This is a genomic window from Blautia sp. NSJ-175, from assembly GCF_022867815.1.
GTDB lineage: Bacteria > Bacillota > Clostridia > Lachnospirales > Lachnospiraceae > Blautia > Blautia celeris.
The window spans coordinates 1-26,554 of sequence record NZ_JALIFQ010000025.1; the positions used below are offsets into that span (position 1 = coordinate 1).

Annotated in this window: 21 protein-coding genes and 1 other annotated feature; of the genes, 5 read left to right on the plus strand and 16 right to left on the minus strand. The window is 44.3% G+C overall.

What is annotated here, in order from left to right; all coding sequences use genetic code 11:
- Positions 1–105: 105 nt before the first annotated feature.
- Positions 106–1,557: a hypothetical protein gene (locus MUB35_RS25600; RefSeq protein ID WP_244807032.1), complete on the minus strand. Its 1,452-nt coding sequence runs from the start codon at positions 1,555–1,557 to the stop codon at positions 106–108.
- Positions 1,558–1,945: 388 nt separating this feature from the next.
- On the opposite strand from MUB35_RS25600, the gene MUB35_RS25605 reads away from it, so the two are divergent.
- Genes MUB35_RS25605 through MUB35_RS25615 form a run of 3 tightly spaced genes read left to right on the plus strand, consistent with a single transcriptional unit; the run spans position 1,946 to position 4,697 of the window.
- The gene (locus MUB35_RS25605) at positions 1,946–3,214 is read left to right on the plus strand and encodes a uroporphyrinogen decarboxylase family protein (RefSeq protein WP_244807033.1); all 1,269 of its coding nucleotides are present in this window, start codon (positions 1,946–1,948) and stop codon (positions 3,212–3,214) included.
- A gap of 13 nt (positions 3,215–3,227) precedes the next feature.
- The gene (locus MUB35_RS25610; RefSeq protein ID WP_244807034.1) at positions 3,228–3,878 is read left to right on the plus strand and encodes a cobalamin B12-binding domain-containing protein; all 651 of its coding nucleotides are present in this window, start codon (positions 3,228–3,230) and stop codon (positions 3,876–3,878) included.
- 6 nt (positions 3,879–3,884) lie between these two features.
- Positions 3,885–4,697, plus strand: a complete 813-nt coding sequence (locus MUB35_RS25615; protein WP_244807035.1) for a dihydropteroate synthase — start codon at positions 3,885–3,887, stop codon at positions 4,695–4,697.
- Positions 4,698–4,790: 93 nt separating this feature from the next.
- Here the strand turns inward: MUB35_RS25615 and MUB35_RS25620 are convergent, their stop codons facing one another.
- The 13 genes from MUB35_RS25620 to MUB35_RS25680 form a co-directional block, all read right to left on the minus strand.
- On the minus strand, positions 4,791–5,522 hold the full coding sequence (locus tag MUB35_RS25620; protein WP_244807036.1) for an MEDS domain-containing protein: 732 nt from the start codon (positions 5,520–5,522) through the stop codon (positions 4,791–4,793).
- Between the two features lie 142 nt (positions 5,523–5,664).
- Positions 5,665–6,765, minus strand: a complete 1,101-nt coding sequence (locus MUB35_RS25625; RefSeq protein WP_244807037.1) for a glycoside hydrolase family 172 protein — start codon at positions 6,763–6,765, stop codon at positions 5,665–5,667.
- A 38-nt stretch (positions 6,766–6,803) separates the two neighbouring features.
- Positions 6,804–8,228: a glycoside hydrolase family 32 protein gene (locus tag MUB35_RS25630; RefSeq protein ID WP_148391857.1), complete on the minus strand. Its 1,425-nt coding sequence runs from the start codon at positions 8,226–8,228 to the stop codon at positions 6,804–6,806.
- A 96-nt stretch (positions 8,229–8,324) separates the two neighbouring features.
- Entirely contained in the window at positions 8,325–10,025 is a 1,701-nt protein-coding gene (locus tag MUB35_RS25635; RefSeq protein ID WP_244807038.1) for an extracellular solute-binding protein, read from the minus strand.
- A 64-nt stretch (positions 10,026–10,089) separates the two neighbouring features.
- Positions 10,090–10,986, minus strand: a complete 897-nt coding sequence (locus MUB35_RS25640; protein ID WP_033139960.1) for a carbohydrate ABC transporter permease — start codon at positions 10,984–10,986, stop codon at positions 10,090–10,092.
- 21 nt (positions 10,987–11,007) lie between these two features.
- Positions 11,008–11,928 (minus strand): ABC transporter permease, encoded by a 921-nt coding sequence (locus tag MUB35_RS25645; protein ID WP_052099062.1) that lies wholly within the window; start codon positions 11,926–11,928, stop codon positions 11,008–11,010.
- Between the two features lie 105 nt (positions 11,929–12,033).
- Entirely contained in the window at positions 12,034–13,686 is a 1,653-nt protein-coding gene (locus MUB35_RS25650) for a response regulator transcription factor (RefSeq protein ID WP_197064082.1), read from the minus strand.
- A gap of 8 nt (positions 13,687–13,694) precedes the next feature.
- Entirely contained in the window at positions 13,695–15,425 is a 1,731-nt protein-coding gene (locus MUB35_RS25655) for a sensor histidine kinase (protein ID WP_244807039.1), read from the minus strand.
- A 7-nt stretch (positions 15,426–15,432) separates the two neighbouring features.
- On the minus strand, positions 15,433–16,497 hold the full coding sequence (locus MUB35_RS25660; protein WP_244807040.1) for a hypothetical protein: 1,065 nt from the start codon (positions 16,495–16,497) through the stop codon (positions 15,433–15,435).
- Between the two features lie 363 nt (positions 16,498–16,860).
- The gene (rplL, locus tag MUB35_RS25665; RefSeq protein ID WP_018596966.1) at positions 16,861–17,235 is read right to left on the minus strand and encodes a 50S ribosomal protein L7/L12; all 375 of its coding nucleotides are present in this window, start codon (positions 17,233–17,235) and stop codon (positions 16,861–16,863) included.
- Between the two features lie 69 nt (positions 17,236–17,304).
- On the minus strand, positions 17,305–17,805 hold the full coding sequence (rplJ, locus tag MUB35_RS25670) for a 50S ribosomal protein L10 (RefSeq protein WP_033139964.1): 501 nt from the start codon (positions 17,803–17,805) through the stop codon (positions 17,305–17,307).
- Between the two features lie 63 nt (positions 17,806–17,868).
- Positions 17,869–18,009 (minus strand) — a sequence feature (ribosomal protein L10 leader region).
- A gap of 57 nt (positions 18,010–18,066) precedes the next feature.
- Entirely contained in the window at positions 18,067–19,101 is a 1,035-nt protein-coding gene (locus MUB35_RS25675; protein WP_244807041.1) for a peptidyl-prolyl cis-trans isomerase, read from the minus strand.
- A gap of 64 nt (positions 19,102–19,165) precedes the next feature.
- Positions 19,166–24,040 (minus strand): carbohydrate binding domain-containing protein, encoded by a 4,875-nt coding sequence (locus MUB35_RS25680; protein ID WP_244807042.1) that lies wholly within the window; start codon positions 24,038–24,040, stop codon positions 19,166–19,168.
- A gap of 273 nt (positions 24,041–24,313) precedes the next feature.
- Between MUB35_RS25680 and MUB35_RS25685 the strand changes: the two genes are divergently transcribed.
- Together MUB35_RS25685 and MUB35_RS25690 are read left to right on the plus strand one after the other, a co-directional pair.
- Positions 24,314–25,171 (plus strand): LysM peptidoglycan-binding domain-containing protein, encoded by an 858-nt coding sequence (locus MUB35_RS25685; protein WP_118743587.1) that lies wholly within the window; start codon positions 24,314–24,316, stop codon positions 25,169–25,171.
- 154 nt (positions 25,172–25,325) lie between these two features.
- A complete protein-coding gene (locus tag MUB35_RS25690) occupies positions 25,326–25,508 on the plus strand; it encodes a hypothetical protein (protein ID WP_244807043.1) in 183 nt (60 codons plus the stop codon).
- Positions 25,509–25,853: 345 nt separating this feature from the next.
- Here MUB35_RS25690 and MUB35_RS25695 read toward each other — a convergent pair whose 3' ends face one another.
- Positions 25,854–26,048 (minus strand): hypothetical protein, encoded by a 195-nt coding sequence (locus tag MUB35_RS25695; protein WP_244807044.1) that lies wholly within the window; start codon positions 26,046–26,048, stop codon positions 25,854–25,856.
- 52 nt (positions 26,049–26,100) lie between these two features.
- Positions 26,101–26,490 (minus strand): hypothetical protein, encoded by a 390-nt coding sequence (locus MUB35_RS25700; protein ID WP_244807045.1) that lies wholly within the window; start codon positions 26,488–26,490, stop codon positions 26,101–26,103.
- Positions 26,491–26,554 lie beyond the last annotated feature (64 nt).

The window sequence follows — 26,554 nt, forward strand, 5'->3', positions numbered from 1 at the left end:
AATCATCTTAATTTTATACTTCTTTTTTCAAATCTACAATACGGTAGATTTATTAAGGTTACCCTTTTTTCATCTGAAAAAAATTCAAAAAATGGTTGACAAACATTAGCAAGATTTTTCTTTCACTTTAACCGTTTTTAAAGAACCCTCTCTTCCCACGCCCGTGACCACCCAGAAGATGCAGACTCCTGTGAGGATCAGGCAGTAAAAGGAAGAACAGAAAATCTGAAACGGTGACACAGTGGGCAGATAACTGTGTTTCTGCACCATCTCATTAATGATCGTCACACTTCCCATAACGAATGCGCTGTTAATGGGAATGATGGAGCTGAAGTTCGTCGCATTGGCTGTCAGCAGGATACTCCGTCGTTCCGGAGAAATACTGCTCTCCTGTCCGATCCTGTCCGCTATGTCACCGAACAGCAGGATTGACGGCAGCACACAGCCGGCAAGAAGAATGTTAACTATAACTATTCCTAAAGCCAGAACTGTCTCAGCGCCCCGTTTTGTCTTTGTAAATTTCCCTGACAGGATAATGCTGCAGCATCTTTCCAGCATTCCTCCGTCCACTGCCACTGCGATCAGTCCGTAAAGCAGGATGGTGGACACTGTCACGTCAATAATCCCATAAATACCTTCAAATATAATTCCGTTCAGCCCTGCCGTTTCATAATCAATGCTCACAATATCGGAAAATGTGAACAGACCGGTGATCAGCCCTAATACAAAGCCCGTAATAATTGCAAAAGAAACTCCTTCAAATAAGTTTCCTGTCTTAAAGCAGATACACAGAAGGACCACAACAGGTACCAGCATCCAAAGTCCTCTTGCATCCGAGAACTGGGAAAGCTGTGTCATGTCTCCCACACTGCCCTCCCCGGCACCGAATATTAAGTACAGAACCGTTGTGACCGCTCCCGCAGCCAAAATATAAGGAGTTCTCTGTTTCAAAACAGTCAGAAGCTTGGCCGGTCTTCCCGTTCCCCGTTCATGTTGTATCATCACTGTGGTGTTGATCACCTGTGAACTGGGAGACAGCGCATCCCCGAAAAAGATTCCGCTGATCAGCGCTCCGCTCAGCATAGAGGGACTGGCCCCCAAAAGTATTCCCGGAGGATAAAAAATGGGAATCACCGCAAACAATGCCGCGATCGGAGCACCTGCTCCCATAGAAATCACTGCTGAAGCCAGGAATGCAAAGACCACAAACCCGCTTTTTGTAATTCCAAGCTGAAGGCTCAGCCAGATAAATCCGCCCCCTATATTTCCCGTCATCATAAGCTTGGAAAAAATCCCTATGACCAGGAAAATAAAAATAAGCCTTGAATTTCCGTACTGCGCCAATCCATGCACAACAGAATCCCAGTATTTCCCTTTGTTCCTGCAAAGGAAAAACCCTGTCAGAAGAGAAATCACTGCAGCAAAAATCAGCCCTTTCATTGAATAATAATGTAACCCCACCGAAAATATTCCGCCTATCAGTATGTACAGCACAAAGGGCATCATGGCAAATGCCTGTGTCCCCCAAAAAACCAGCTTGGGTTTTTCTGTTTCCATGCCGCCACCCCCGTTTCCTTTAGATAGTTAAAAGTATAACACACCTGGAAAACAATACCTGTTTGCGCGCCAACACTTACACAATTTTTTTTAAATTCTCACAGTTTTTTTGACATAACCGACAAAAAACCGGCGATATCAGGTTCTTTTATCCTGTTATCATCGGTCTTTAATTTAACAAGAAAATTTTCTGCATCCCATTCCATTCACTGGTATAAATAGACAATTTTATTGTACTTTATTATACATATATATACATTGACATATATTTAAATATGTTATATGATGAAGATAGTATTTATGTAACTATTGTGTACGTATTCAGTTGACTGAATAGGTGCACTATTGTCAAGTAATCTTCTGATCACTGAGATAAGGAGGGGATCTGATGAAGAACATGGAAGGCAGCAGTTACAACGACAAACTGGACAGGCTCGACAGATGCGCCGGTCTAAAGAAGGTTGACCGGGTGCCCATCGGCGCGGCCACCTTGTATTTCCCCGCAAAATACTCGCATATTTCCTACGAAGACATGTATTACGACCAGGAAAAATACAAAAATGCTTCTGTCAGATTTGCAAAAGATTTCAACTGGGACGCAGCATGTATGCTCAGAACTTTTGAAACAGTCACACTTGGCTTATCCCTGGCAGGGACTGATCCGCAAAACGCAGTAAACACAGCAGTAGCCTCTGTTCTAGGAGGCGGATTCGCACACGATATTCTAAAAGACAATTATTCATCACATCCAGGAAGAGAAATTCCCTCAGACACAGAATCCCAGTTCAAAATCAAAAATCCGGTCATGACCTCCGAAGAGTATGATGAGTTTATTGACGACCCCTTCGGTTTTCTGAACCGCAAAGTGGTTCCCAGGGTATATGGTGCTCTTGAAGAACCCGGCAGCTCTCAGTCTATATGTGCGCTCATGAAGTTTGGCATGAAACTCGGAACAGCGCTTGATGACCTGCAGGTATTTACACAGGAAATGAAAACAGCGGACTGTCCGCCATGGTATATGGCCATCTGTCCCAATCCCCTGGACGTGCTGGGGGCATTTCTGCGAGATTTTGATAAAGTCATTCTGGATATCCACCGGGTACCGGACAAAGTCCACAAAGCCTGTGAGGCTCTGCTTCCCATTCTTCTGGCCGTAGGAAAAGCCACAGGTGAAATATCTTATCAGCTCACCGGATCCAGAAGAGTATTTTTCCCTGTCTGGTATAACAGTTTTCTGTCGGAAAAACAATATAGAGAATTTCACTGGCCCTATCTCAAATACCTCTGCGAAGAACTGATCAAAGCCGGGTACACACCCCTCCTGTCCTTACAGGGTACATATGATCATCTGCTGGAAACACTTCTGGAGCTTCCCGCAGGTAAAGCGATTGCCTGGTTCGACAGGACAGACCCGGTCAAAGCCAGAGACATCATAGGAGACCACATGTGCATTGCGGGAGGAATCTCGCCCTCACTGCTGATCGGGGGCAGCGTTCAGGAAATTGACCTGCAGGTCAAGAAACTGCTGATCGAGATGAAAAAAGCCGCCGGCTTTATATTTACTCTGCCGTTTAATGCCATAGGTCCGGCGAAAATTGAAAATGTACTGGCAATGACAGAGGCAGTACACAGATATGGCGGTTATACCCAACCGTGAAAGGAGGTCCATTATGATTGATTTAACATCACTCACAAGTGCAGTCGGCGAACTTGACGAAAAAAAGGTTATGTCCATGCTGCAGGAATTTGTTGCAGGTGCTCCTGAAACAGAGGAAGCAGCCCAGGCCATCACTGCATGTCAGAAAGGCATGGAGAAAGTCGGCCAGCGTTTTGAAACAGGAGAATATTTCGTAGGAGATCTGATATTTGCCGGAGAACTCCTCACAGAGGCAATGGAAGTCTTAAAACCAATAATCGGCTCTGCCGCAAGACAAAAGGTCGGCAAAATTGTATTGGGAACTGTCCAGGGCGATCTGCATAACATTGGCAAAAATATTTTCAAGAGCATGGCGGAAGCAGCCGGATTCACTGTATATGACCTGGGTATCAACGTATCGCCGGAAGTTTTTCTCGACAAGATAAAAGAAGTGCAGCCCGATATTCTAGGTCTCAGCGGTGTCCTCACCATGGCTGTGGAATCTATGAAAAAAACTGTTGACCTTGTAAAAGAAGCCGGACTGAGAGAACATATCAAAATCACGATCGGAGGCGCATGTGCAAGCTATGAAGCCATGCAGGTCTCAGGCGCTGATGCCTGGTCCACCAACGCCGCAGAGACTGTGAACGTATGTCTTGGCTGGGTCGGTCAGCACCAGGAGTGAAATCATATGATAATTATCGGTGAAAAAATAAATGGTTCCATCCCCGGCATCAAACAATATATCACCACTCAAAACAGCCGGCGCATCAGGGAACTGGCCATCAGACAGACCGAAGCAGGTGCGGATTATCTGGATATCTGTGCAGGGACCGCCGCTGCCCATGAAGCCGGAACTCTGAAATGGCTGATTGCCCAAGTGCAGGATGCCGTGGATACTCCTCTGTGCATTGACAGTCCGGACGCAGAGGTTCTGGAAAAAATGCTTACCCTTACAAAGAAACCCGGGCTGCTCAATTCAGCAGCTCTGGAAAAGGGAAAATGTGACCTGCTGTTTCCCCTGATATCAGACACACAGTGGCAGATCATCGTACAGACAACGGATGATGACGGGGTTCCCGAAGATGCAGAAAACCGGATCAAAATTGCAGATGCCATACTTGATAAAGCAGCCAGGTACGGCGTGAAACCGGAACAAATACATATAGATCCTCTGCTCACTGCAATCTCTGCGAATAACCAGTCCATGGTGGTTTTTACAGAGGCCGTCCGGGGTATAAGAAAACTATCTCCGAAGCTTAAGATAACTGCAGCCATCAGCAACCTTTCCTTTGGTATGCCGCTCAGGCAGGTGATCAACCAGCATTTCTACGCAGTGGCCGCTTTTCTGGGGCTGGATTCAGCAATTCTGGACCCATGCAGCCGGGAGCTGTATACATCCAGACTTGTCATGGATGCGCTTCTGGGAAAGGACCGTCTGTGCCGCAGGTTTACCAATGCCTACAGAAAAGGCATGACCGGCCACAAAAAACCCGACTGTTAATATGCAAAACCAACGCCCGCATAAGTATCAGCCCCATAATAAAAGGAGTCCCCAAATGGCAAAACTGTCATTTGAGGACTCCTTCTATTATATTCATTGTCTCAACAATTTACACTGATTTTTCCCGTAAAATACCACACCACTATGGCAGTCCATGAGGGATATCAATTTACTAAAATTCTTATAGTTACCAGGATTTTCAAGGGAATATGGACATATCCCGATAACCGGCATATCCTGTATTGCCTGGTTCAGCCTGGCCTCAAAAGAAAGCAGGGCTTCCGCATTACCGCCTATGCAGTCCATTGCAGGAGAACCGGATGCCCACAGCCGGGTATGCCCCTTTGCAACGGCACTTTCAATGCCGGCGCTCCAGGCCCGGAGTGGTCCTTCTACTCCCTCCTTGCGATACAAAGACTGAAAATCAATCACATTAAGCAGACCTTCTTTTTCCAGCGTCTTCGCATCCAGCCCGTTTCTCTCATACTGCTCACAAACCTTATCCGTCTCCTGCCACCAACATCCTTTCATGATACCGGCCCCCTCACTGAGAGCCCGGCGGAAAAATGAGACTTCAAATTCTGTAATTTCAGAATCTTTCTCTGTAATAAGAAGCAGGTGTTCCTTTTTATTCAGTTTATCCCACAGAGAATTGGATATCTTGCTGCCGCTGCTCATGACAGATTTTAACTGTTCCTCACTGATTCTCCATTCTTTTCCAATCTTAACAGCAGACAGCCTCCCCTGCTTCAGCCATCTGTATATCGTAGTCGTAGTGGTCCTCAGATACGCTGCCACTTCAGTCACCGTCAAGAGTTTCTCCATGATTTCTGCTCCTCCTGTGAAACAAATATATCTGCTTCTATCATATCACAGATGAATTTTCTTGTCGACGACAAAGCTCCCATTGGCAAAGGATAAGCATTCCCGTCCACGCACTCGCTGCATAGACGGAAATCTCTGTATTTTATCTTGGCCAGCGTTCTTTTCTTGCCGGAAACTTCGGGAATTTTCCATGCGGCTCTGCCTGATACCAGTAGGCTACAGTTGCCACATCATCCTGACGCTCAAACAATCCACCATAGTACACGCCAATCTGCTGTATCGTAACTTTAAGATCTTCTTTAAAAAGAATGGGATCTGCGATATGCCATCTGTAGAAGCTTCTCTGCGGCATCTGGTCATCATTATGGTAATCATTATGTATGAATGTGTCATGGCGGGAATAATAAGGATAGCCCAGATAAGGTGTACAGAACATCTGCTCTACTGTCTTTCCTTCTTCCTGCCCGGCAAAACTCCAGGCTCCGCCAAAGTAATCTTCTGTTCCTGTCCCGCAGATTGTAGGATATTCCTTATCTCCGTCAATGTAGAATTTCACTTCACCTTCTCCGTACCAGTAACGTTCCAGCGTAGTCAGTGCCATATATGTACCCACATACTGACCTTTCCCCTGTACATTATCCAGAATCACATAATCTTTTCCCTTCTCCGTAATGTGCTGTCTTTTCCACTGTGCATGGAAATATCCTGCGTCATCTGTAACCTCATCTGTTAGGCAGTAATCCACCTGATAAAAAAATGCAGGAATATCTTCATCACACTGATTTTCCACTGTTATTCTTGCCTTTTTCCTAAAAGGCATAGGAAAATACATATTAAATCCTCGGGTAGGATTTACTGCTATGGGCTGTGAATTCACCTGATACGATACACCGAATCCGCAGCAGAACAAATCCCCCAGAGGACTTTCCACAGACGGAGTCTCCTCGTCATCCCAATACATACGGACTACAAGGTCCCGCAGTACATATCTGTTTCTCTCACTGGTACGGTCCGTCACAGTCATCCAGATATGCTGAATAATGCCCGGACCTATTATCTCAGCCAGTGTCACCGTTTCTCCCGCTGCTATCTCAGGCACACAGGGAGAGCCTTTTCTTGACGGTCCCAGCTCGCTTTCCGCCATACCGCCTTTTCCTTTTTCTCCTGTCCGGTTCTCCCATGTAATTGCACGGGAAGAACCGTTTCTAAGCCTGAAAATATTCTCAAGTTCTCCAAGGATCATATTTTTACCCTTTTCATTATACATACTGAAGCCAAATGTCAATATTTCTGTACCAACAGTCTTGTTCCCTTTGCCCTGATTTCTCCGTATTCTGTAAAAATTCCCACGGAACCGGAAGCAATCTCATAGCATCTGGAAACCAATGCCACATCATTTACATAAACCAGCATGATATTTCCGCTTACCACCAGTTTGACCTTAGCAGAGTTTTCCGTAAATCGAACCGGCCGTTCATCCAGATAATACTGATCTCCGTCTACTCTGTTGTAACGATCCATAAGGATTCTGCCATTCTTTATTTCAAGACGTAACTGACACCATTCTTTAAGATCCGGCTGTGCGTGAATCATAATTCCTACTGCCTCTGTTCCTTCACTCCATGAAAGTTCTGTGTCAAACAGTGCAGTCTCAGGCAGTTCTGACAATTCTGCCCAGGCAAAGCCGTCTGATGCACTTCCTGTAAAGCAGGCATCTTCACCGGAAAACTCGCCCTGGCGTAATGTCAGTTTCAATGGAATTTCTTCCGTAAAAGACTGTTCGATCGTGTCCGGCATCTTCACTCCAAGTGTACCGTCTTCTCGCTGAACCAGTTCGTGAACCAGAATGTTTCCTCCCCAGAGGTGTCTGCCGCTGTCCCTGCAGTTTTCTCGAATAGATTCCCAGCCTACCATGTAGCGTTTCTTTCCGTCTGTCACAGACTTTGCTGCATAATATTCCCTGCCGTCAAACATATCGTCATGCTCCGGTACTCTATAAGGTCCCTGGAAACAATCCGCCACTCTGTATCTCGTTTCCCACCAACGGGAATAATTTGAGAATGTAAGATACCATTTATCTCCCATCTTAAAACAGTCATGACATTCATGTGTAATAAAGGTTCTCGGTGCATATAATGTTTTAAAATGCTCCCATGTATTCATATCTTCTGATACATACACGGCCGTACATCCCGTACGTTTATATGCCCCTTCCTTTTGGGTAGCTGTAATCAGCATGAAAAATTTTCCCAGTTCGTCATTCCGAATCACATGAGGATCTCTCCAGTGAAGGTTTCCATAATACCTAGTATCCGGTCGGAAGAAAAAGTCACGGTCTTTCTCCCAATGTACCATATCTGTACTGCGTGCTCTTAAAATCACCTGCTCATTTTTACCCTCAAGTCCATGATTTCCTTCACAAAAACCGGTATAATGAAAATAAAATATTCCGTCATACTCAAAAACACTGCCTGTGCCGATATGCCAGTCCTGATCATCCGGTGAACCGTTCTGAAGAACCAGTGTCGGTTCTTTGTAGTGTACAAAATCCTCTGTTTCCACTTTATAAACACAGCATTTATAGAGATAAAACAGATGGTACACTCCCTTCCAGAAGAAAGGCATAAAGTCTCCGCACATTTCGCCATGCGGCATTCCCGGATACTGTTTTTCCGGTGTATAAAAAATATTATAGTTTCCTTTCACGATGTCTCCTCCAATTGTAATTTTGTTCGTAACTATTCAGCAGGTCTGCGCATTTACTGCGCTGACCGTAAGAAAACGTTCAGCAGCTCTGCTTTTCTATTCTGCCACATCTGCCAAAGTCTTCTCGTACCATTCATTTACTTCATCTGTAATGGTGTCTCCGCCCATTTCTTTCCATTGTTTTACAAAATCATCAAATGTTTCCGGCTTCTGTGTTCCCATGATGATGTTTACAAAAGTTTCTGACTGCAGCTTGTCCATGGATACCAGATTTGTACTCATGGTCGGTGTAGGTGCACCAAAGAATGCAGACTGAACCAGCTTGTCATTTGCTTTATAATCGTTGATAATCGTGTTCCAGCTTCCTTCCGGTCCGATAAATTTATAGTAGTTCCATCCAAGTGAATTGGAGGCTTTATCCATTCCTCCATCTATGTATGTTTTGATTACATTATAGTATCTTGCTGCTTCCGGATGGATATCTTCTATTTTGCTGTTTCCTTCCAGTGTGTCCTTGATTTCTTTATAATATGTGTTACATTTCTGAATTGCAGGGTCCATTCCGAATGCTGCATATTCAGCAAAGTTGATGCCTGTTTCAGGGTCTACACCAAACGTATTGAGTGTCTCCTCTGTTGAATCAAGGGAATTAATCTTATCCTGGAATACATTTGCGATTTTCACAAGTGCTTCCGGATGTTCACATTTTGCATTCGCTGCATAATAACGGCTGATTCTTACATAAGTAATCGGTTTTGCCGGTTCGTCTGTTGCAGATACAATCGGATAACACTGCCATTCTGCTTCCGGGTTATTTTCGATGTTACTCTTGCATGCTCCCCACGGCATTCCTTCCAGTCCGTAGAACATACCTACTTTTCCGGCCGAAATATCCTCACCGAGTTTGACTGTGTCTTTAACACCGAATTCAGGGTCAATCAGGCCGTCTTCGTACATCTGATTCAACTGCGTCAGTGCATCCTTGATGCCATTATTGATTCCGGAATATGTAATCTTTCCGTCATCTCCTTTTACCCATGCCTTTGCATACGCACCATATGCAGCAAAGAATCCCTCATAACTTCCCGGACTTGCTCCATCCTCAGACACAATCGCCTTCTGGAATCCGATTCCCCAGGTATCATCCTGACCGTTTCCATCCGGGTCATTATAGCGGAAAGCTTTTGCTACTTCAATCAATTCGTCCATTGTCGTCGGCGCCTTAAGCCCCAGATTTTCCAGCCAGTCTGTACGGATCCAAAGAAGGTCACAAGTTCCGTCTGCTGCGGAAAGCTGAGGAAGTCCGTACAGCTTACCATCAACCTTTGCAGATGCAAGCTGTATTCCTCCATCCACCTCAATCGTCTGTTTCAGCAGATCAGACGCATCTTTTTCATAGGAATCTGTAATATCTGCCAGCATTCCGGCATTTGCAAGTTCTGAAAATTCCTCAGGCGGAAGATCCATTAAATCCGGAAGCTCATTGGATGCGATTGCCATCGTAAGTTTCTGTGTATAGTCATCTCCTGCAGCGGCAATCGTGTAATTCAGTTTAATTCCCAAATCATCCTGATAGCAGCGTGTCCAGACATTGTTGTTGATATCATCGTCTCCGACATATTTTTCTGTGCCATTCAATTTGTGCATATAGGTCAGCTCGACCATCCCGTCCTCAGTACTGCCTTCTGAAGCACCTCCCTTTGAAGTACCTTTCGATGAGTCTCCTCCTCCGCAAGCAGCAAGTGAACCTGCCATAGACACTGCCATCATCAGAGCCAAAATTTTTTTCTTTTTCATAAAAAGCCTCCTTATTCTCTTCTTTTTTATATTAAACGTATTCTCCGTTTAACATCGCTTTTTCTTATTCCTTAACGCTTCCCATAACTACACCTGCAACGAAATATTTCTGCAGGAACGGATAAATCATCAGGATTGGTACTGTACACAGGAGAATCAGTGCACCCTTGATCCCTCGTCCTGTCACATCTACAAGGTGTGGATTGAGCATCAGCTGTTCAGATGTAATCTTAGTAATATCAAATTTGAGCACAACTGACTGCAGATATGTCATCAATGGATATTTTTCCGGAAGGTTCATATAGATCAATCCATCAAACCATGCATTCCAGTGATTGACAATCAGAAACAGTGATACGGTTGCCAGGGAAGCTTTTGACAGCGGCAGATAGATTTTCCACATAGTCACAAACCAGTTTGCACCATCCACCAGGGCAGCCTCCTCAATTGCTTTTGGAATACCACGGAAAAAATTCATCATAATCAGTACGCAGAACATAGGGAGTGCTTCCGGCAAAATCAGTGCCCAGAAGGAGTTCACCATATGCATCTTGCTTACTACGAGATATGTAGGAATCAATCCTCCGTTAAAAACCATAGGAACCAGAAAAAACCACGTATAATATTTCCTGCTTCTGAAGATTCTGGGGTTATCCTTTGACAGCGGATAAGCCACAAGGATAATCAATGCCAGATTGATGGCCCATCCAAAGACTACCCTGAGTACAGTGATCGCGAAGGACTGAAAAAACTGCTTGTTCGACAAAATGTACTCATAAGCTGCTGTATTAAAACCTTTCGGCCAGAAGCTAACCGCATTTGCATCCACCATAGACCTTGCACTGAAGGAAATAGCGAACAGATTAATCAGCGGCAGAAGGCAGGACACTGCCAGTATACCGAGAAATATGTAATTCAGTACCATAAAAACTTTTCTTGACGGTGATTCTTTTATCTTCATTTTTCTTTCAGCCTCCTCTAGTTAGAATACCTTATATCCGGCCAGTTTATCTGCCATCTTATATCCCACCATGATGAGGGCAAAAGAGATTGCTGATTTGAATAAACCGACTGCAGTTGCCAAATCAAATTTTGCTTCTATCACACCGATCCGATATACGTAGGTATCTATAATATCTCCGGTAGCATAAACCTGCGGACTGTATAGGTTAAAAACCTGCTCAAATCCCGCCTGAAGCACATTGCCGACACTCAATACCATCATCAGAAGAATCATCGGCAGAATACTTGGAATCGTAACATGCAGAATCTGTTTAAACCGTCCTGCACCATCCATTCTTGCAGCCTCATAATAAGTCGGGTCAATTCCCGTGATCGCCGCCAGGTAAACAATCATTCCCCAGCCAAGCTCTTTCCATACATCAGTAAATACCATAGTATAAGGGAATACGTCTGCATTTCCCAGAAAGAACACCTCTTTCACTCCCATACTGTTCAGAAGATTGTTAACCATTCCTCCCGATGGTGAAAGAATATCAATAAAAATACCCGCCAATGCTGCCCATGAGATAAAATGCGGCAGATAAAGTACCGTCTGTACAGTCTTCTTGTATTTTTTTGCCCTCACTTCGTTAAGCAGCAGTGCAATTACGACAGGAAAAATCAGATTACCTACCATTTTCAAAACTGCAATAAAAACAGTATTCCAGATTACGCTTCCGAATCCCGGAAGTGAAAACAAATATCTGAAATTTTCAAATCCTACCCACTTCTGATCGAACAGCCCCCGCAGCGGTGTGTAATCTTCAAATGCCATACTGATTCCTGCAAACGGCACATACTTGAAAATAATGGTAATAATAACCGCCGGCAGCAGCATTACATGGAACGGCAGTTCCTTCTTAAACCATCCCTTTTTTCTCTTTTTCGTAACAGTTTTCATAGCAGCTCTCCCTTCCTTTTCTTGTTACAGTTTATCAATTCCATGGAAAGGCGTATATAAAACAATTTTTACTTTTACAACAAAAAAGTTAGTATTTTTGTATGATTACATTTTATTTTTCCTGCATTCCTGAGGTGTTATGCCATAATGTTCCTTAAAAATCTTAATAAAATACGCCGGATTCTGATAGCCGCAGACTTCAGCCACTTCATAGATTTTCAACCGTGAATTTTTAATCAGCCGCATTCCAAGCTCTATTCTCTGCTTTTCAATATAATCCCGAATACTGATATGCTCATACTGCTTAAACACTCTTGACAAATAAACCGGATTAAATCCCATTACCTGTCCGATCACTGTCAAAGATAACTCTTCCGAAAGGTGCGAAAGAATATAGGCCTTAATTTTCTCGTTAATTGTAATCTGGGTATTCTGATCTGTAATCTCATGTAACTCTTTCATTACCTGTACAAGCTTCCTAATGTAATCCGCTGCTTCTTTCCATGTCTCAAATGCCCCCGGGTCAAACAGCTCCACCAGCTGAATCCTGGATGCAAGCTCCATACGGATATTTTTTCTGTTGATATACGATACAAGCATATTTCCCAGAGAATAATACAGCTCCAATGCATACATGGAATGACGTCTGGAATTTTCCAGTACCTGAAGAATTTCCTCCTGTACTGTGCAGAAATCTTCAAAGTTTTCCTGAGAAAGTATTTTTTCCAGCAGGCTGATTTTTTCCGTCAAGGCACAAAATATCCGTTCAACCTCCACACTCTCTCCATTGAACTTTTCAGCAGCATCTTCCTTCCTGTTCTCCATTACAACACTATTGTCTTCATTGAGTACCTGCCCCTGCATTTCATACCAGAGATCATTATACTTCCGATTCAATTCTTTCCACAAAACTCCGTTTTCTGCAATTACAAACCGCATCTGAAGACTGAGCTTCTGCTGTATTATCTTCTGTATATCAAGAACTGTCACAAACAGAAGTCCCGAAAGTTCTTCTTCCCCTGTTTCCAGAATCCAGACAAAAGAATCCCTGTACATAACTTTATGGATATATCCGATTTTTTTCTCATCCCATGCCTTGTACAGCATTTGTTCAACTGTTTCCAGAATATTTTCCTGCAGCTTCTGGGATACCTTTTCCTTCAGGCTTCCGATGAGCAGAAGAAGCTGCCCTTTTGCAGGCAGCGGATTCTCCAAATCCGCCATCACTTTGTCAAAATCCTCTGTGGACACAATACTTCCATCCAGTATATGAACCAAAGCCTGCTGTTTAAACACAGGTTCCATATATGTGATTTTATTCTGCGAGCTTTCGTATTCCTCCATAAACAGATTTTCATGTCTAATCAGTTCTGCCATTTTCCTGACTGCCGCAAGAATAGTAGCATCTCCTTCTGTTTTCAGAATATAATCGTCTGCATTCTGTTTGATGGCCGAATATACAAGTTCAAATTCATCATATCCGGACAAAAACAAAACATGCACGTCCGGCTTTATTTTTCTCATTTTTTCTGCCATCTCAATCCCTGTCATTTTCGGCATTTTAACATCACTGACCACCAGATTCGGAAGTCTGTACTCAAAAATCTGAAGTGCCTTCTTGGGATGATAGCAGTTGAACACTTCAAAAATATCTCCCAGCTCCGTTTCAAACAGTTCTTTCATGCTGTCGGATATGAATGGCTCGTCATCTACCACCAGAAGCTTGTATTTTCTGTTTTGCGTTTCCTTTTCCCTCATCTTTTCCCTCATAATCTGACTCTGATTTCCACCTTCAGTCCTCCAAGATTTGATTTTAAAACACGGACGGACTGATCCTCCTTAAAGTACGCGTTTAACCGCAGATTAATATTCACTAATGCTGTAATATTTTCTTCTTTTTCCGGCTCCTGAAGCTTTTGCCTGATGCGGCAAAGCTCTTCTTCATGTATATTTCCTGAATTTTCCACAGAGATCACCAGATGTTCCCCTTCTTCATGGTATCCCACCCGCAGGATGATTTTCTCATCGTCATCCATTTCGTCAATCACATACTTGAATACATTTTCAAGCAGAGGCTGTATCACAAGTCTCGGAACCATGATATAATTATATTTTTCAGGGAGTTCCTGAAAATCAATGCTGATGAGTCCCCTGTAACGATAACCCTGTATCACTGCATAGGCTCTCGCATGACTAACCTCATCAGACAGTCTTTTATCATCTCCCGAATCTCTGTTAATATATTTAAAAAAGTGCCCGAGGTTTTCACACAGGTATAGGCTGCTCTCTCGGTCACCGCTCTTAATCATACGATAAAGCAGAAAGTAACTGTTGTACATAAAATGAGGATTAATCTGTGCCTGAAGATGCTTGAAATTAGCCTTATTGACAAGAATCTGCTGTTTCAGTTCTTTTGAAACCAGACTGTCTATGCGTTCCGCCATATAATTAAACTTCCTGTAAAGATCCGAAAACACACCGTCCTTGTTGGTAAGCGGAATACGGTAGGACAGATTTGATTTTTCAATCTCCCCGAACGCTTTCACAAGCAGTACCTCCAGCGGGTGGAGAATATAACGAAAACCCAGCAGCATAACAAGTACAATATTCAGAATACTGATTCCGATAAATACCAGAATACTGTTCTTCATATTTTTCTGCAAAAGCTGCAGCAAACTCTGGTCCTGAAGATAATATATCTTGAAAAAGCTTCCCTCCTCCTCATAGGAATCCACAAAGTACTGATTATCTCCTATTGCCATGTTCCTGCTGTCTTGAAGTTCCGTAAGCGGCGGCAGCTTTTCTGTTCCGTCTGTAAAATATAGTTCGGAACAGTCCATGTTTGTCATTAGAAGAATATCCTGGGGTGACATTTTTGCAAAATTCAGTTCCTTCATGATTCGTTTCGTATCCACTTCCATTACAAAGACTCCGAGCACATTCCCCTGTTCCCAATAATCTTCAATATAATCTTTCTTCAGAACTTCCACCATATAAGCTCTGTCATCTGTCACTAAAAATACTTTTCCTGTCTGACGCTCTGTAATAAACTGGCGAAACTCTTCTGAATCATCATCATGGTAACCAAAACGGTCTATTTTCAGATTTTTATCCGGAAAATACAGTGTGCTGGACAGCGTAAGTTCATTCATATTATCCAGTTCCATACACCGTTCTTTTATGGCATCAAAAAGTTTTCCCCTTTCAAAGCTGTTCACCATGTCATACTTGCAATAGAGTTCCAGAACCACATCATCCCCTATTACCATCTCCGACATTCTCTTCAATTTTGTAAAGGACTCGTTCATATTTCTTGCCAGATATTCAATCCTGTCCTTTTTTTCTTTTTTGTTTAAATTTGTATAGTGATCTTTTTCTGTTTGGTAAATATAGATATTAAAAGCAACGCTGATAGCTGCAAATCCCAGAACCAGAACAAGCAGCCACCGAAACAGATATTTGCCGAATGCCCGTTTGTGACCTTTCTTTTTTTTCATCTTACTCCTATCTGCATATTATTTCTGCCTGGTTTATGATCTGATTTACCTGTTCCCTCGAAACCAGAAATTCTGCTTTTTTGTCCCTGCTGAGCAGGTAATTTGCATCATCATATGGATAGTAGGCAATCTCAATATCCATCAGACCTTCCTGATTCCGTTTGTATTTCAGTGATAAAACAGGTTTTTCTGAATTCAGGACCTTCTCTGCCTGTTCCCGGTCCGCTTCTTTTGTGATCAGGACAGAGATCAATGAGGAATATAGCTTTGTAAATTGATCTTTGTCTGCTTTTTTTCCTTCTTTCATAAATTCCTGGTCATTGCTGCTGTCTGTCTTTATCTCAAAGACAGCCTTTGTGTCTCCCGTGTCTATTTCAAGTGTATCTATAGTTGTCAGATAGACGAGATTTGCGATTCCCATAATGAAATCATATGGTTCAACACCGGTCAGCACTTCCAGCATCTCTTTATCAACCTTGTATACATTCCCGGAATAATCCGCACGGACATAAGAATTACCTTCCTCATCCTCTTCCCCTATCTGAATCTTCACGCTCCCTGTATCCGAAAATTCTTCTTCCACCCAATCGCCTGAATCAATGAATCTTTCTTCCTCTGCCTTTTCCAGATAGCCCCATGCTGCATAATTATCCAAAAATGTATAAATGTCGGAAACATTGACAAGCTGCTTTGTATGATATGGTGCAGTCACCTGCCACTCACTGAAATCCACCTGATTTTCTGATGCTTCTTTACTGATTTCAAACACTTTCTCCCCGTTTTTCACAACTGCTATCCTTGTCATGGTTTTGCGGTTTCCCACCGGAAAACGCTTTCCATCCTGCGGCAGTTCAAGAACAGCATTCTTAGTGGTTTTTTCCGTCTCAGTATCCCGTTCTTCTTCTGCCCCCTCATTTTCCTGCACAACTGTTTTCTCTTCCGCTGTTTCTTTCTGGCTTTTCTCAATTTTTACAGATTTATCACTTTTCCCACATCCTGCAAATGCGACAGCAGCAGCCATAATTACCGCTGCTCCTGCCAGTAGCATCCATCTTCCGTTTTTCTTTTTCATAGCCGTGCCTCCCAAATTCTTTTCTTCACGTTATTTTAACAGCTTAAGTATATCTCATATATATAAAGAACTATACTTCCATACAAAAATCTTCACTCGAACCACCTCCCAGTCTGCAGTGTTTGCTGCCGCATGTATCTCTTTCTGATTTCTTCTGGAAATGATATCAGAATGCCGGTAGAGTGGGTATGGTTTCCCGCCTGGATCTTGAATTGCATCGACTCTCACTTACGCGCATAAAAAAAGCCGCCCTGCTCTGGTAAAGCAGACGGCCTATAACTCCATGATTATTATAAATTCAAGACAAAAAACCCCGAAAATGCCTGAAACAAAGGCATTTCCGGGGTCCTTATATAAATCAGATTATTTAAGTGTAACTTTAGCGCCTTCGCCCTCAAGTTTAGTTTTGATCTCCTCAGCCTCAGCTTTGGAAGCAGCCTCTTTAAGAACTTTCGGAGCACCGTCAACAACTTCTTTAGCTTCTTTTAAGCCTAAGCCGGTAACTTCACGAACAACTTTGATAACTTTAACTTTGTTAGGACCAACCTCTGTCAGTTCTACGTCAAACTCATCTTTCTCTTCTGCTGCTGCTGCACCATCACCTGCTGCTGCAACTACAACGCCTGCTGCTGCGGATACACCGAATTCTTCTTCGCAAGCTTTTACTAATTCATTTAACTCTAATACAGATAACTCTTTGATAGCTTCAATAAACTCAGCTGTTGTTAATTTTGCCATTTTTATTTACCTCCAATTTTTTGTTTTATTTTCGTTTGATTGTACGTCTGACTTTGTCAGCGTATTAAATTACTCTGCTGCTGCTCCACCCTGCTGTTCAGCAATCTGGTTAAGCACACGAGCGAAGTTTGTGATAGGAGACTGGATACTTCCAAGCAGTTTTCCAAGCAGTTCTTCTCTTGAAGGAACTTTGGAAAGTGCCTCGATTCCTGCCTTGTCGTAGTAAGCGTCTTCAACAACACCTGCTACTAATTCCAGAGTCGGAACATCCTTTGCGTATTTTGCAAGGATTCTTGCCGGAGCAGTTGCATCTTCCATACATACTGCCAAAGCGTTTGTTCCCTCTAAATGCTGGCATAATTCTTCACAAGGAGTTCCTTTGAAAGCAAAGTTCATCATTGTGTTTTTGTATACTTTGTAAGTAACACCAGCTTCTCTTAATTCCTTACGCATTTTTGTATCCTGCTCAACAGTGATACCTTTGTAGCTTACTAACACTACAGATGCGGCATCTTTAATACTGCTGGCAATCTCGTCTACGACCGGTTTTTTGAGTTCTACTTTTGCCATGAATTAGTGCACCTCCTTATTTTTTTAGGCTGCGCTGCTCATATATCGAAAGGTACTTCAACGATTAGTACGAAAAAAACCTCTCTGCATAGACAGAGAGGCTTCATCAATCCTAATAATTGCAAGAATGAATCTTTCCTCGGCAGGCGTTTTGTCCTTATGCCTAACGGCACCTGCTGTCTTCGGCAGCTATTCCTGTATTAAAATACCATGCAGGACAAGTATTGTCAAGCATTTTTTCAACTTTTTTCATCTGTATCCTCATGTATCCTTCTCCATGAGAACTTCTTTTGCTGCTGCTTCCAATTTGCTGTCTTTTTTCTTTACCTCTGCTTTTTGTACTTCTGTCCGGATTTCCTGTTTTGCCGCTTCTGTTTTGATCTGGCTCTCCAGTACACCTTTTACATCCTTCAGCGGCAGATATCCGTCCTCCTCCCTCTCAAGGCATTTCATGACCAGCATATTCTGCCCGGCTGCAAAAGGCTCACTTATCTCACCTGCCTGCATGCCGGCTGCCAGCATCCAGCGCAGACCGTACACGCCGCTTTTTCCCTCCTGGGTATCAAGGGAATTCATCTCCAGCTCATAAAAGCTGATATCAGGGAATGTTTCTGCCAGCTCTTCCTTCTCCATGCCGCTCTCCATAGCTTCGGCCGCATGCCGGAGTATTTCTGTGTTCTCTGCCTTTGTCTCTGCTGCCAGCACATTCACTTTATTTTCATACCGATAGCTTTCCAGGTTCTCATTGTATGCGGATTCCAGTTCCTTATCTGTGATAGTATGCTCTTTTTTCAGCGCCTCCGTCAGTTCTGATTCCAGTTCTGTATAGAAATACTGATAATAAGCTTCTTCCGTATAGGTGATAAGTCCATAGTTCACCTCACCGGAAGCTTCCTTCCGGCTGCGGGATGCATTCTCCTGCTCCATGGACTCCTTCAGCGATTCATAATCTGCATCTGCCCGGATTCCCCTGGCCTCTGCCATGGATGCGATCACCTTGTCCCGTATCAGTTCCTCCTCTGCAAGACCCATGATCTCTTCTAAAGGTGTACTGCCATCTATCCTGCCGGTCCAGAAGTCCTTCCTGTTTGCCTCCTCTGTGGAATACCCGCTTTTCACCTGTGCCCGGAGTCTCTGCAGTATGAGCTGGTACTCTTCCCGTACAACGTCCTGACCGTTTACTTCCATCACGGTACGCATCTCTTCCGGCTTCTGAAATCTGATATAGATGATCAGACCTGCCAGCAGCAATAGAACCACTCCGAAAACAGCATTCACAATATATTTTTTCCGCATCTGTCGCTCCTGAAAATGGGAGCTGCCGAAACAGCCCCCATACATGTCTTTTAAATTCTGTATCTTAGTTTCTGTATTTCCGTTTCTTTCCGAAAATCACCACTGCTCCTCCTGATAATACCAGAAGTCCGGCCATAAGTGCAAGCGGTGTTTCATCGCCTGTCTTGGCACCGGAAGATTTTTTATTTCCGTTTGTTGTGGTGGTATTCTTCTTTTTGGTGGCGGGAGTGCTGGTTTTCTTCAGGTTCCTGACTGCCTTCTCCAAAGCCGCCTGCGCCTTGTCTACCTGAGACTGTGTTGCATCCTCATCCTCCAATACCGTCTTCGCTGCCTCCAGTGCCTTTTGGAAGTTCTTCCAGCTTGTGCTTGTATAACTTCCCTGCTTGTCATCTTTATGCTTATCATAGAGTTTCTGCAGTTCTGTCTTATCAGCCTTTTTGGAATCCGTCTTCTCCTTCAGTCCCTTCACTGCGCTTTCAAGAGATGCGGCTGCCTCATTGATCTCTTTCTGGGTTGCAGACTCATCTTTCAGGACCTTATCCGCCTTTTTCAGGGCAGCGGTAAATGTTTTCCAGGACTCATCCGTATAATTGCCCTGCTTGTCATCCTTGTGGGCCTTATAGAGTTTTTCCAGAGCGGTTTTGTCGGCTTTGATCTCCGGATTTTCCTCAAGAGCCGCGATCGCAGATTTCAGGGCTTTCTCTGCATCGTTCACTGTATCCTGGTCCACATCATTGTCCAGAGCATTCTTTGCACCTTTCAGTGCGTCTGTAAATGCCTTCCAGCTTGCGTCCGTATAATTGCCCTGCTTGTCATCCTTGTGGGCTTTATAGAGTTTTTCCAGAGCCGTTTTGTCAACTTTGACCTCCGGATTTTCCTCAAGAGCTGCAAAAGCATCTTCCAGCGCTTTCTTAGCGTCATTTACTGCTTCCTGGTCCACATCACTGTTTAAAGCTTCCTCGGCTGCTGTCAGCGCGTCTGTAAACACCTTCCAGCTTGCATCCGTATAATTGCCCTGCTTTTTATCCTTGTAGGCATCATATACTTTCTGCAGTTCTTTTTTGTCTACAGCCGGAGCCGGTTCGTATTTCTCCAATGCATGAAACGCCTCTGTCAATGTATCTGCTGCTGCCTTGATGGAATCTTTTGTGGCATTTGCATTTACTTTCTCCAGTCTGGCAGCCAGAACCGCATTCCGGTACGCCTTCCAGGAGGCTTCTGTGTAATAGGACTCTTCCTCTGCAGGAGTAAGGGCCAGAGCTGTATCAATGGCGGTTGTATCCAGCTCTTCTTTTGCTATTGTATATCTCTCGTACAGGGAAACATCATCCAGCAGGACAGACGCCGCGTCACTGTTGACGCTGAGGCTTATCTTATTGTATTCCTTTGTGGTAAATGCAAGTTTTACCTTTCTCCATCCTTTATCGGAAGCTTCTGACTCGGATTTGGCATTTCCAAGCTTGATGTCACCTGTATGAGTAACATTGTTATGATGTTTTGCCTCAATAGCAACTTTGTCAACATCGGAATCATTGCATTTTATCCAGGCTTCACATATATAATCTGTATCAGCCTTAACCGGAACTTCTCCGATTTCCGAGTACGCTGTACCCTGACTGGTCTTGTCCACCTTAAGACTCTGTTCACCACTGTGGGCATCCTCTTTTGTGACCCCTACACGGCTCTGCCATGCTCCCCAGTCGGTTTTTTCTCTCTCAAAGCCTGCATTATCTTTATCAGGATTATACTCTTTCAGGATATTGTCTGCTGAATCCGGAGTATTTTCTTTTATGTCAACCTTCTTTATCATGTCTTTCACTGCATTTTCCAGCTTCGCTGCATAGCTGTCGATCATATCCTGTGTCACAACAGGGCGTGCAAGTACCGTCTTCGCAGCTTCCAGAGCCTTCTGCATTGCGGTAAAACTGCCGGATTCAAAATCAGCTTCCCGGTATGCTTCTGCCATGGCTGTCAGGGCTTCCAGATATGTCTTGTCCACTTCCGGCCGCTCTGCTTCGCTTTCACCCTGGTATTCAAATGCACCCATATCCAAAACTGCTGTTCCGCTTTCTCCCGTATAAGGAGCGGGATTGCCCTCATAGTCCTTATTTTCAATGGTGATCTGTGTCGGTACCAGTTCATCTGCTACTTCCGGCATAGATTCCTGGGGAACCGGCATATAATCCATACCTGCATCAATACAGGGTGAGGTGGATTTAAGCTTGAATCCATCCGGACTTCCCAGGGTCACCGTATTGTCGGAAAAACTTCCTTCTGTATAGTTTGTCGGATCTGTAAACTGAGGATCTGCGATGACAGCACCCTGGTCCTCATCTACCGGATATATATCCGCAATACTTCCGTATACACAGTTATTGGCATAGGTGACACCGTCGTTATTTACGAATTCATCACTGTCGCCGCAGAAGATATTGTTGTAAATATCGGTTCCGCTGGACGGAGGAGTTCCCCATGATGCCTGCTCTACTGCATTTATCTTGTACCCATGGTTCCAGTACATGGTATTGTTGTAGAACTGGTTGCCGATACTTCCGTATTCACCGATACGCAGAATGCGGGCGCCGTTAAACAGGCCGTCGTTTACACTGACATTGTATCTTGCAACTGCATTGACCGTGTAGTTCGGTCCCGGACAGGACATCCAGAAGCCGCCTTTGTTGTCATGGCTGTAATTGTACTGATACATAACATTCTGGTTGCCGTAGTCAAAATCAAATGCCATGCCATCCTGATAACTCTCCGTATGGGCCGCCTCATTGTACTGCATGGTCACATTATTGCAGTCCCACATCCAAATAGCCGCATGCGCAGGGTTTCTGCTGTAATCCCAGTCCTCGCTGGCGCTTTTCACGATCAGGTTCTTCTCTGCAATGCCGCCGTCTGCATTGATCAGGACGATGCCGTCACCGGCTACATCATAGACATAGTTCTCTGCCACATATACATTTGGCCATCCGACCCATCTTCCTTTTCCGGCTTCCTGTGAACCGCTGCCGCCGACTAATACTCTGGATGCCCAGGAGCTTTCCATATAAATAGCCTCATGGCAGACATTTTCCACCTTATTGCCAACGATAGTCAGGTCTGTAAAACTGGATTCAACCACATCTCCGGTCACCAGGGCAATCACGCCGCCTGAGCCTTTCTGAGCACCGCCCTGCATGTAGCCGTTGACATCATGTACATAGTTATTTTTCACAACAACACCCGGCAGATCCCCTGCATCGTGGTTTTCCACAAGGATACCAGTGAGCAGATACCGGCTCTGTTTCTTATTGGCATTGTCTTTTACCAGGTCTGCCTCATCCGTCTCCCAGTTGGTCACTTCCAGGTTCTGGACTGTGATGTAACTGGAATTGTAAATGTGGACTGCTGCCACATCCTGCTTCGGTGCGTTCTTATTGGTCTGCCACGGATTACCGCTGCCGTTGATGACCGGATCTGCACCCTCGCCGTATCTGTCCACATATACGGGGTTCTCCGGAGTTCCTGCCGCCTCCTGCAGTTTAAGCTGCTCACCGTTCCATGTGCAGCCTGCTTTTAAAAGGAGTTTTCCCCCTGCCTGGAGACGGAGTCTCTTTACGTTCGCAAAGGTCTTCCATGCCTGCTCCGGTGAGGTTCCGGTATTGGAGTCATCCCCGCCAGCCGCATCAATATAGAAGGAATCGCTGCTTATGATCGGGGTATCCTCGTCCGGGATATCAGGAGTGTCAGGATTGTCCGTCTTTACGAGCCTGATATTTCTGGCCTTGGCAGTTCCTTTTGTCAGCCAGACACTGATATTCTTTGAAGTTTCCCCTGCCGGCATCTGGAATTTAACAGAAATGGCCTCCCACTCATTTGTCTTTGTATTTTCCGCAAAAGACTTATCTGTCTTGTCTGTCCCTGGTTTCTTCTGGGCTATGGAAATGGCATTTGCAGTGTCCGCATACACCTCTCCGCTCAATTCATACCAGGCCCCCGGTTCCAGGCCGTTTACATCCCGGTTAATACCATTGGCTTCTTTGCCGGCATCAAATGCACTGTAGTTAACGCCATCCTCCTGCCCAATGGTGATCACTGCAGTATTCGGCCATTTTCCCCAGCCGTTTAACCCATCTGAGAAGTCACCGTTTGTCAGAAGATTGGTCTCCTCCTGTGACCCCTGCTGTTTCTCCAGGCTGCTGACAGTGTTCACCAGCTCTGCTGTAATGGCGTCCACTTCATCCTGGCCTTTCTGGGCTGCTTCATAGGAATTGGCATCTAAAAATGTCTTTGCCTCGTCTGTCTTGCTCTGAAGCGCTGCAAGAGATTCCGGTGTATAGATATCTGTCTGTCCCAGCTTCTCTTCCGCATCGGTGACTGCTGCATTCAGGTCAGACAGATTCGGTGCTTCATACAGTTTTACATCATCTGCAAAAGCATCGCCCGCATTTGCGTTCAGCCAGGTATACACATTTGGTTTCCGGGCGCCTTCCCACATGGTAAAACGCACAGCAACTTTAACCCATTGGTTCACTTCGCTCTGTGACTGTACGGCAAACTGCGGGTCACTGCCTTTTCCCTCATCCTCATGAAATCCTATAGAATAAGAACCCGGAACAGTCTGGTAAATCTGTGCTGTAAGCCAATAATCCTTTCCCGGTGTCAGTGCAATATCCTGTGTCACCTGTGAGCCGTTGCCCCTTGCATTTTCTTTCAGACAGAAGCTGCCCTCCGCAGGCTGGATAACATCGCTGCCAACCCGCTCCATGATGGCCCCTCCGTCCTGGCACCAGCCGTTTCTTATCCATCCGTTTAAATCTTCTTCTTCAAATCCTCCATTTACAAGCAGGCCTGCTGCAGGTTCTGCTTTGACCGGCACAGCTATTGTTATATTCCCCATAATCATAGCTGCTGCCATCAGAATGGAAACTCCTGATTTCCATTTTTTCATCATTTTGACCTATTCCTCCTTCAATTTGAGTTTTTGTTTATTCACTTCTTAAAGTAGGCATCCCTCCTCTGCATCCTTTTACCGTCATTTGCACTGCTAACGGGGAAATTTATCCCATTTTTTATATAGTATCACAAGGAATGTATCTGTTTTTTTCAAATTCAACCATATTTTTAACAAATTCAACCATCTTTACTAAAATTTTATCCAATCCTTCTTTTATTAGAGTTAAACTTTTACGACCGTACACATAAACTAAAAGAAAAGGCCATTTTTATGAGTATACATGTTGTTTCCCAAGGCGAAACCATCGCCGACATCGCCGCAGAATACGGCGTATCCCCAAACCGTCTTTCCTTTGACAACCAGTTAAGCGAGCAGGACCATCTGGTGGCAGGCCAGGCTCTGCTTGTACTTCAGCCTGATGTGATCCACGAGACCGCCCGGGGAGAAACCATTCCCTCTATTGCAGCCCGGTATGGTGTCCATCCCCTGCAGATTGTGCGGAACAACCCCTTCCTCACCAGCCAGCCTTTTCTCAGACAAGGACAATATCTGGTCATCCTTTACCGGGGACAGTCTGACAGACCTCTGACGGCTGACGGATATGCTTATCCTTTTATCAATAAGAGGCTTCTGGGGGAGACGCTGCCCTACCTGGGATATCTGTCGATTTTCTCCTACGGTTTTACTGAATCCGGGGAACTGATCCCCATTGATGATGAGCCTCTTCTTGAGGCCGCAAGGGTATACGGAACAAAAAGTGTATTTGTGCTGACGCCTTTTTCGGAGGCAGGGACTTTTAACAGCAATCTTGTCACGGTCGCTGCTCAAAATATGGAGGTCCAGGAAAATCTTATAGATAATATACAGAGAACCGTACAGAGCAAGGGATATTCAGAAGTAGATGTAGATTTTGAATATATAAGGGCAGAGGACCGCCTTGCCCATGTGGAATTTGTCCGCAGACTGACACAGAGAATGAACGCCATCGGCATTACCGTCTCCGTGGCCCTGGCCCCGAAAGTATCCGCAGATCAGCCGGGGCTGCTATATGAAGGAGTGGATTACAGGCTTCTGGGGGAAGCTGCCAACTCGGTACTGCTTATGACGTATGAATGGGGATACACATAGCCCCATTCAAGATAATGGTAATATGGTATAATATGTTTTGCCCCTGGTTTGTTTCCAGGGGCATTTTTTCTTATATTTGTTGACACACAGAACATATATTCGTATAATGAAATCACGCAAACATTTGTTCTGTTTTTTTTGAGAGGTGATGCATATGAAAAATATAATTTATGAGAATCACGACGCTTATCTTTTATATCAGGCTGCTATTGATCGTAACCCTGGTCTGCAGGCACATGGTAGTATATCCGTACAATATGCCCTCTTTTTATATTATAAGGCATATCCTGAGGAACGCCCTATGGGATACCGATACAAACATCATGCCTCCGCATAATATTTTGGGTATGTCGAAAAACGTCTTACTATTCCTCTTGCACCATATTTGTGGGAATAATATAATAATATTATAGAAGTGTAGTGTATAAGAAATGCGCGGAACGGCCGGCACTGTAATGGTGTTGGTCGTTTTTCGTATGAGCATATGTCCTGCCACACAGAGGCTCATACGGGCAGTACGGTGCCAGCGCCGGATTACTTCACCGGGGCGTGATTTTGTCGATGGGTGACCGGCCTGTGCTGCATCCATAGGCAGGCATGGTAGCATTACAGGTACTTGTGGCTTGCAAGCCGATGGGCCGCCAGGGGAGTTGCACCCCTGGTTCGCTGTCCGGCCCTTTTATTACTTTGCGCAGTATGTGTGATTGATAGGGTTACACTCCGCATAGCAGCAATACTGTGTAATGTTTGGTCGCTCTCCCCCTTTAATATAGAGGCAGTGTTCCATGTTGTCATACTGGGCACGATTTTCAGCATATTCAAGCATTTCCCTTAATTCATCTAAACCAATCCTAAGACCATATTCTGTATATTCCATATAATCCTCTCTTTCTCCCGACATTTTCCTGGCGGGGCGGAAATAATAATATTTACCATGTACACGCTGTGCCTAATTTAAGTGTTTCATTGTGTTCATATCCCCCACCATCAATCCGTGTCCTCTTTGCTTTCAACGGCTCGAATAACTCAAACCCATCAATATTAAGTTCCTCCCATCCCCACTTATTGTTATATCCCACCAACTTTCCATTTTCACGGTGAATCCTGTGAAACATCCGATATGCAATTTGCACGTCTCTCACTTTATCAATTTCAGTTTCTACAGAATATACACAATCATTCTTTTCTAAATACTCCACACATTCACTAAAGAATGGACTTTCAAATAAAATCTGCTGTACTCCAAATTTTTCTGTATCTCCTTTGACAATCCATCCGCCACAGTTATTTGCTTTTATACTATAATTATCAATCTTCATTTTTCTTTCCCCCTTAATCTTATTTATGGTGTATGTTGTTTTCGTTACCTTTATCTTGATTTAA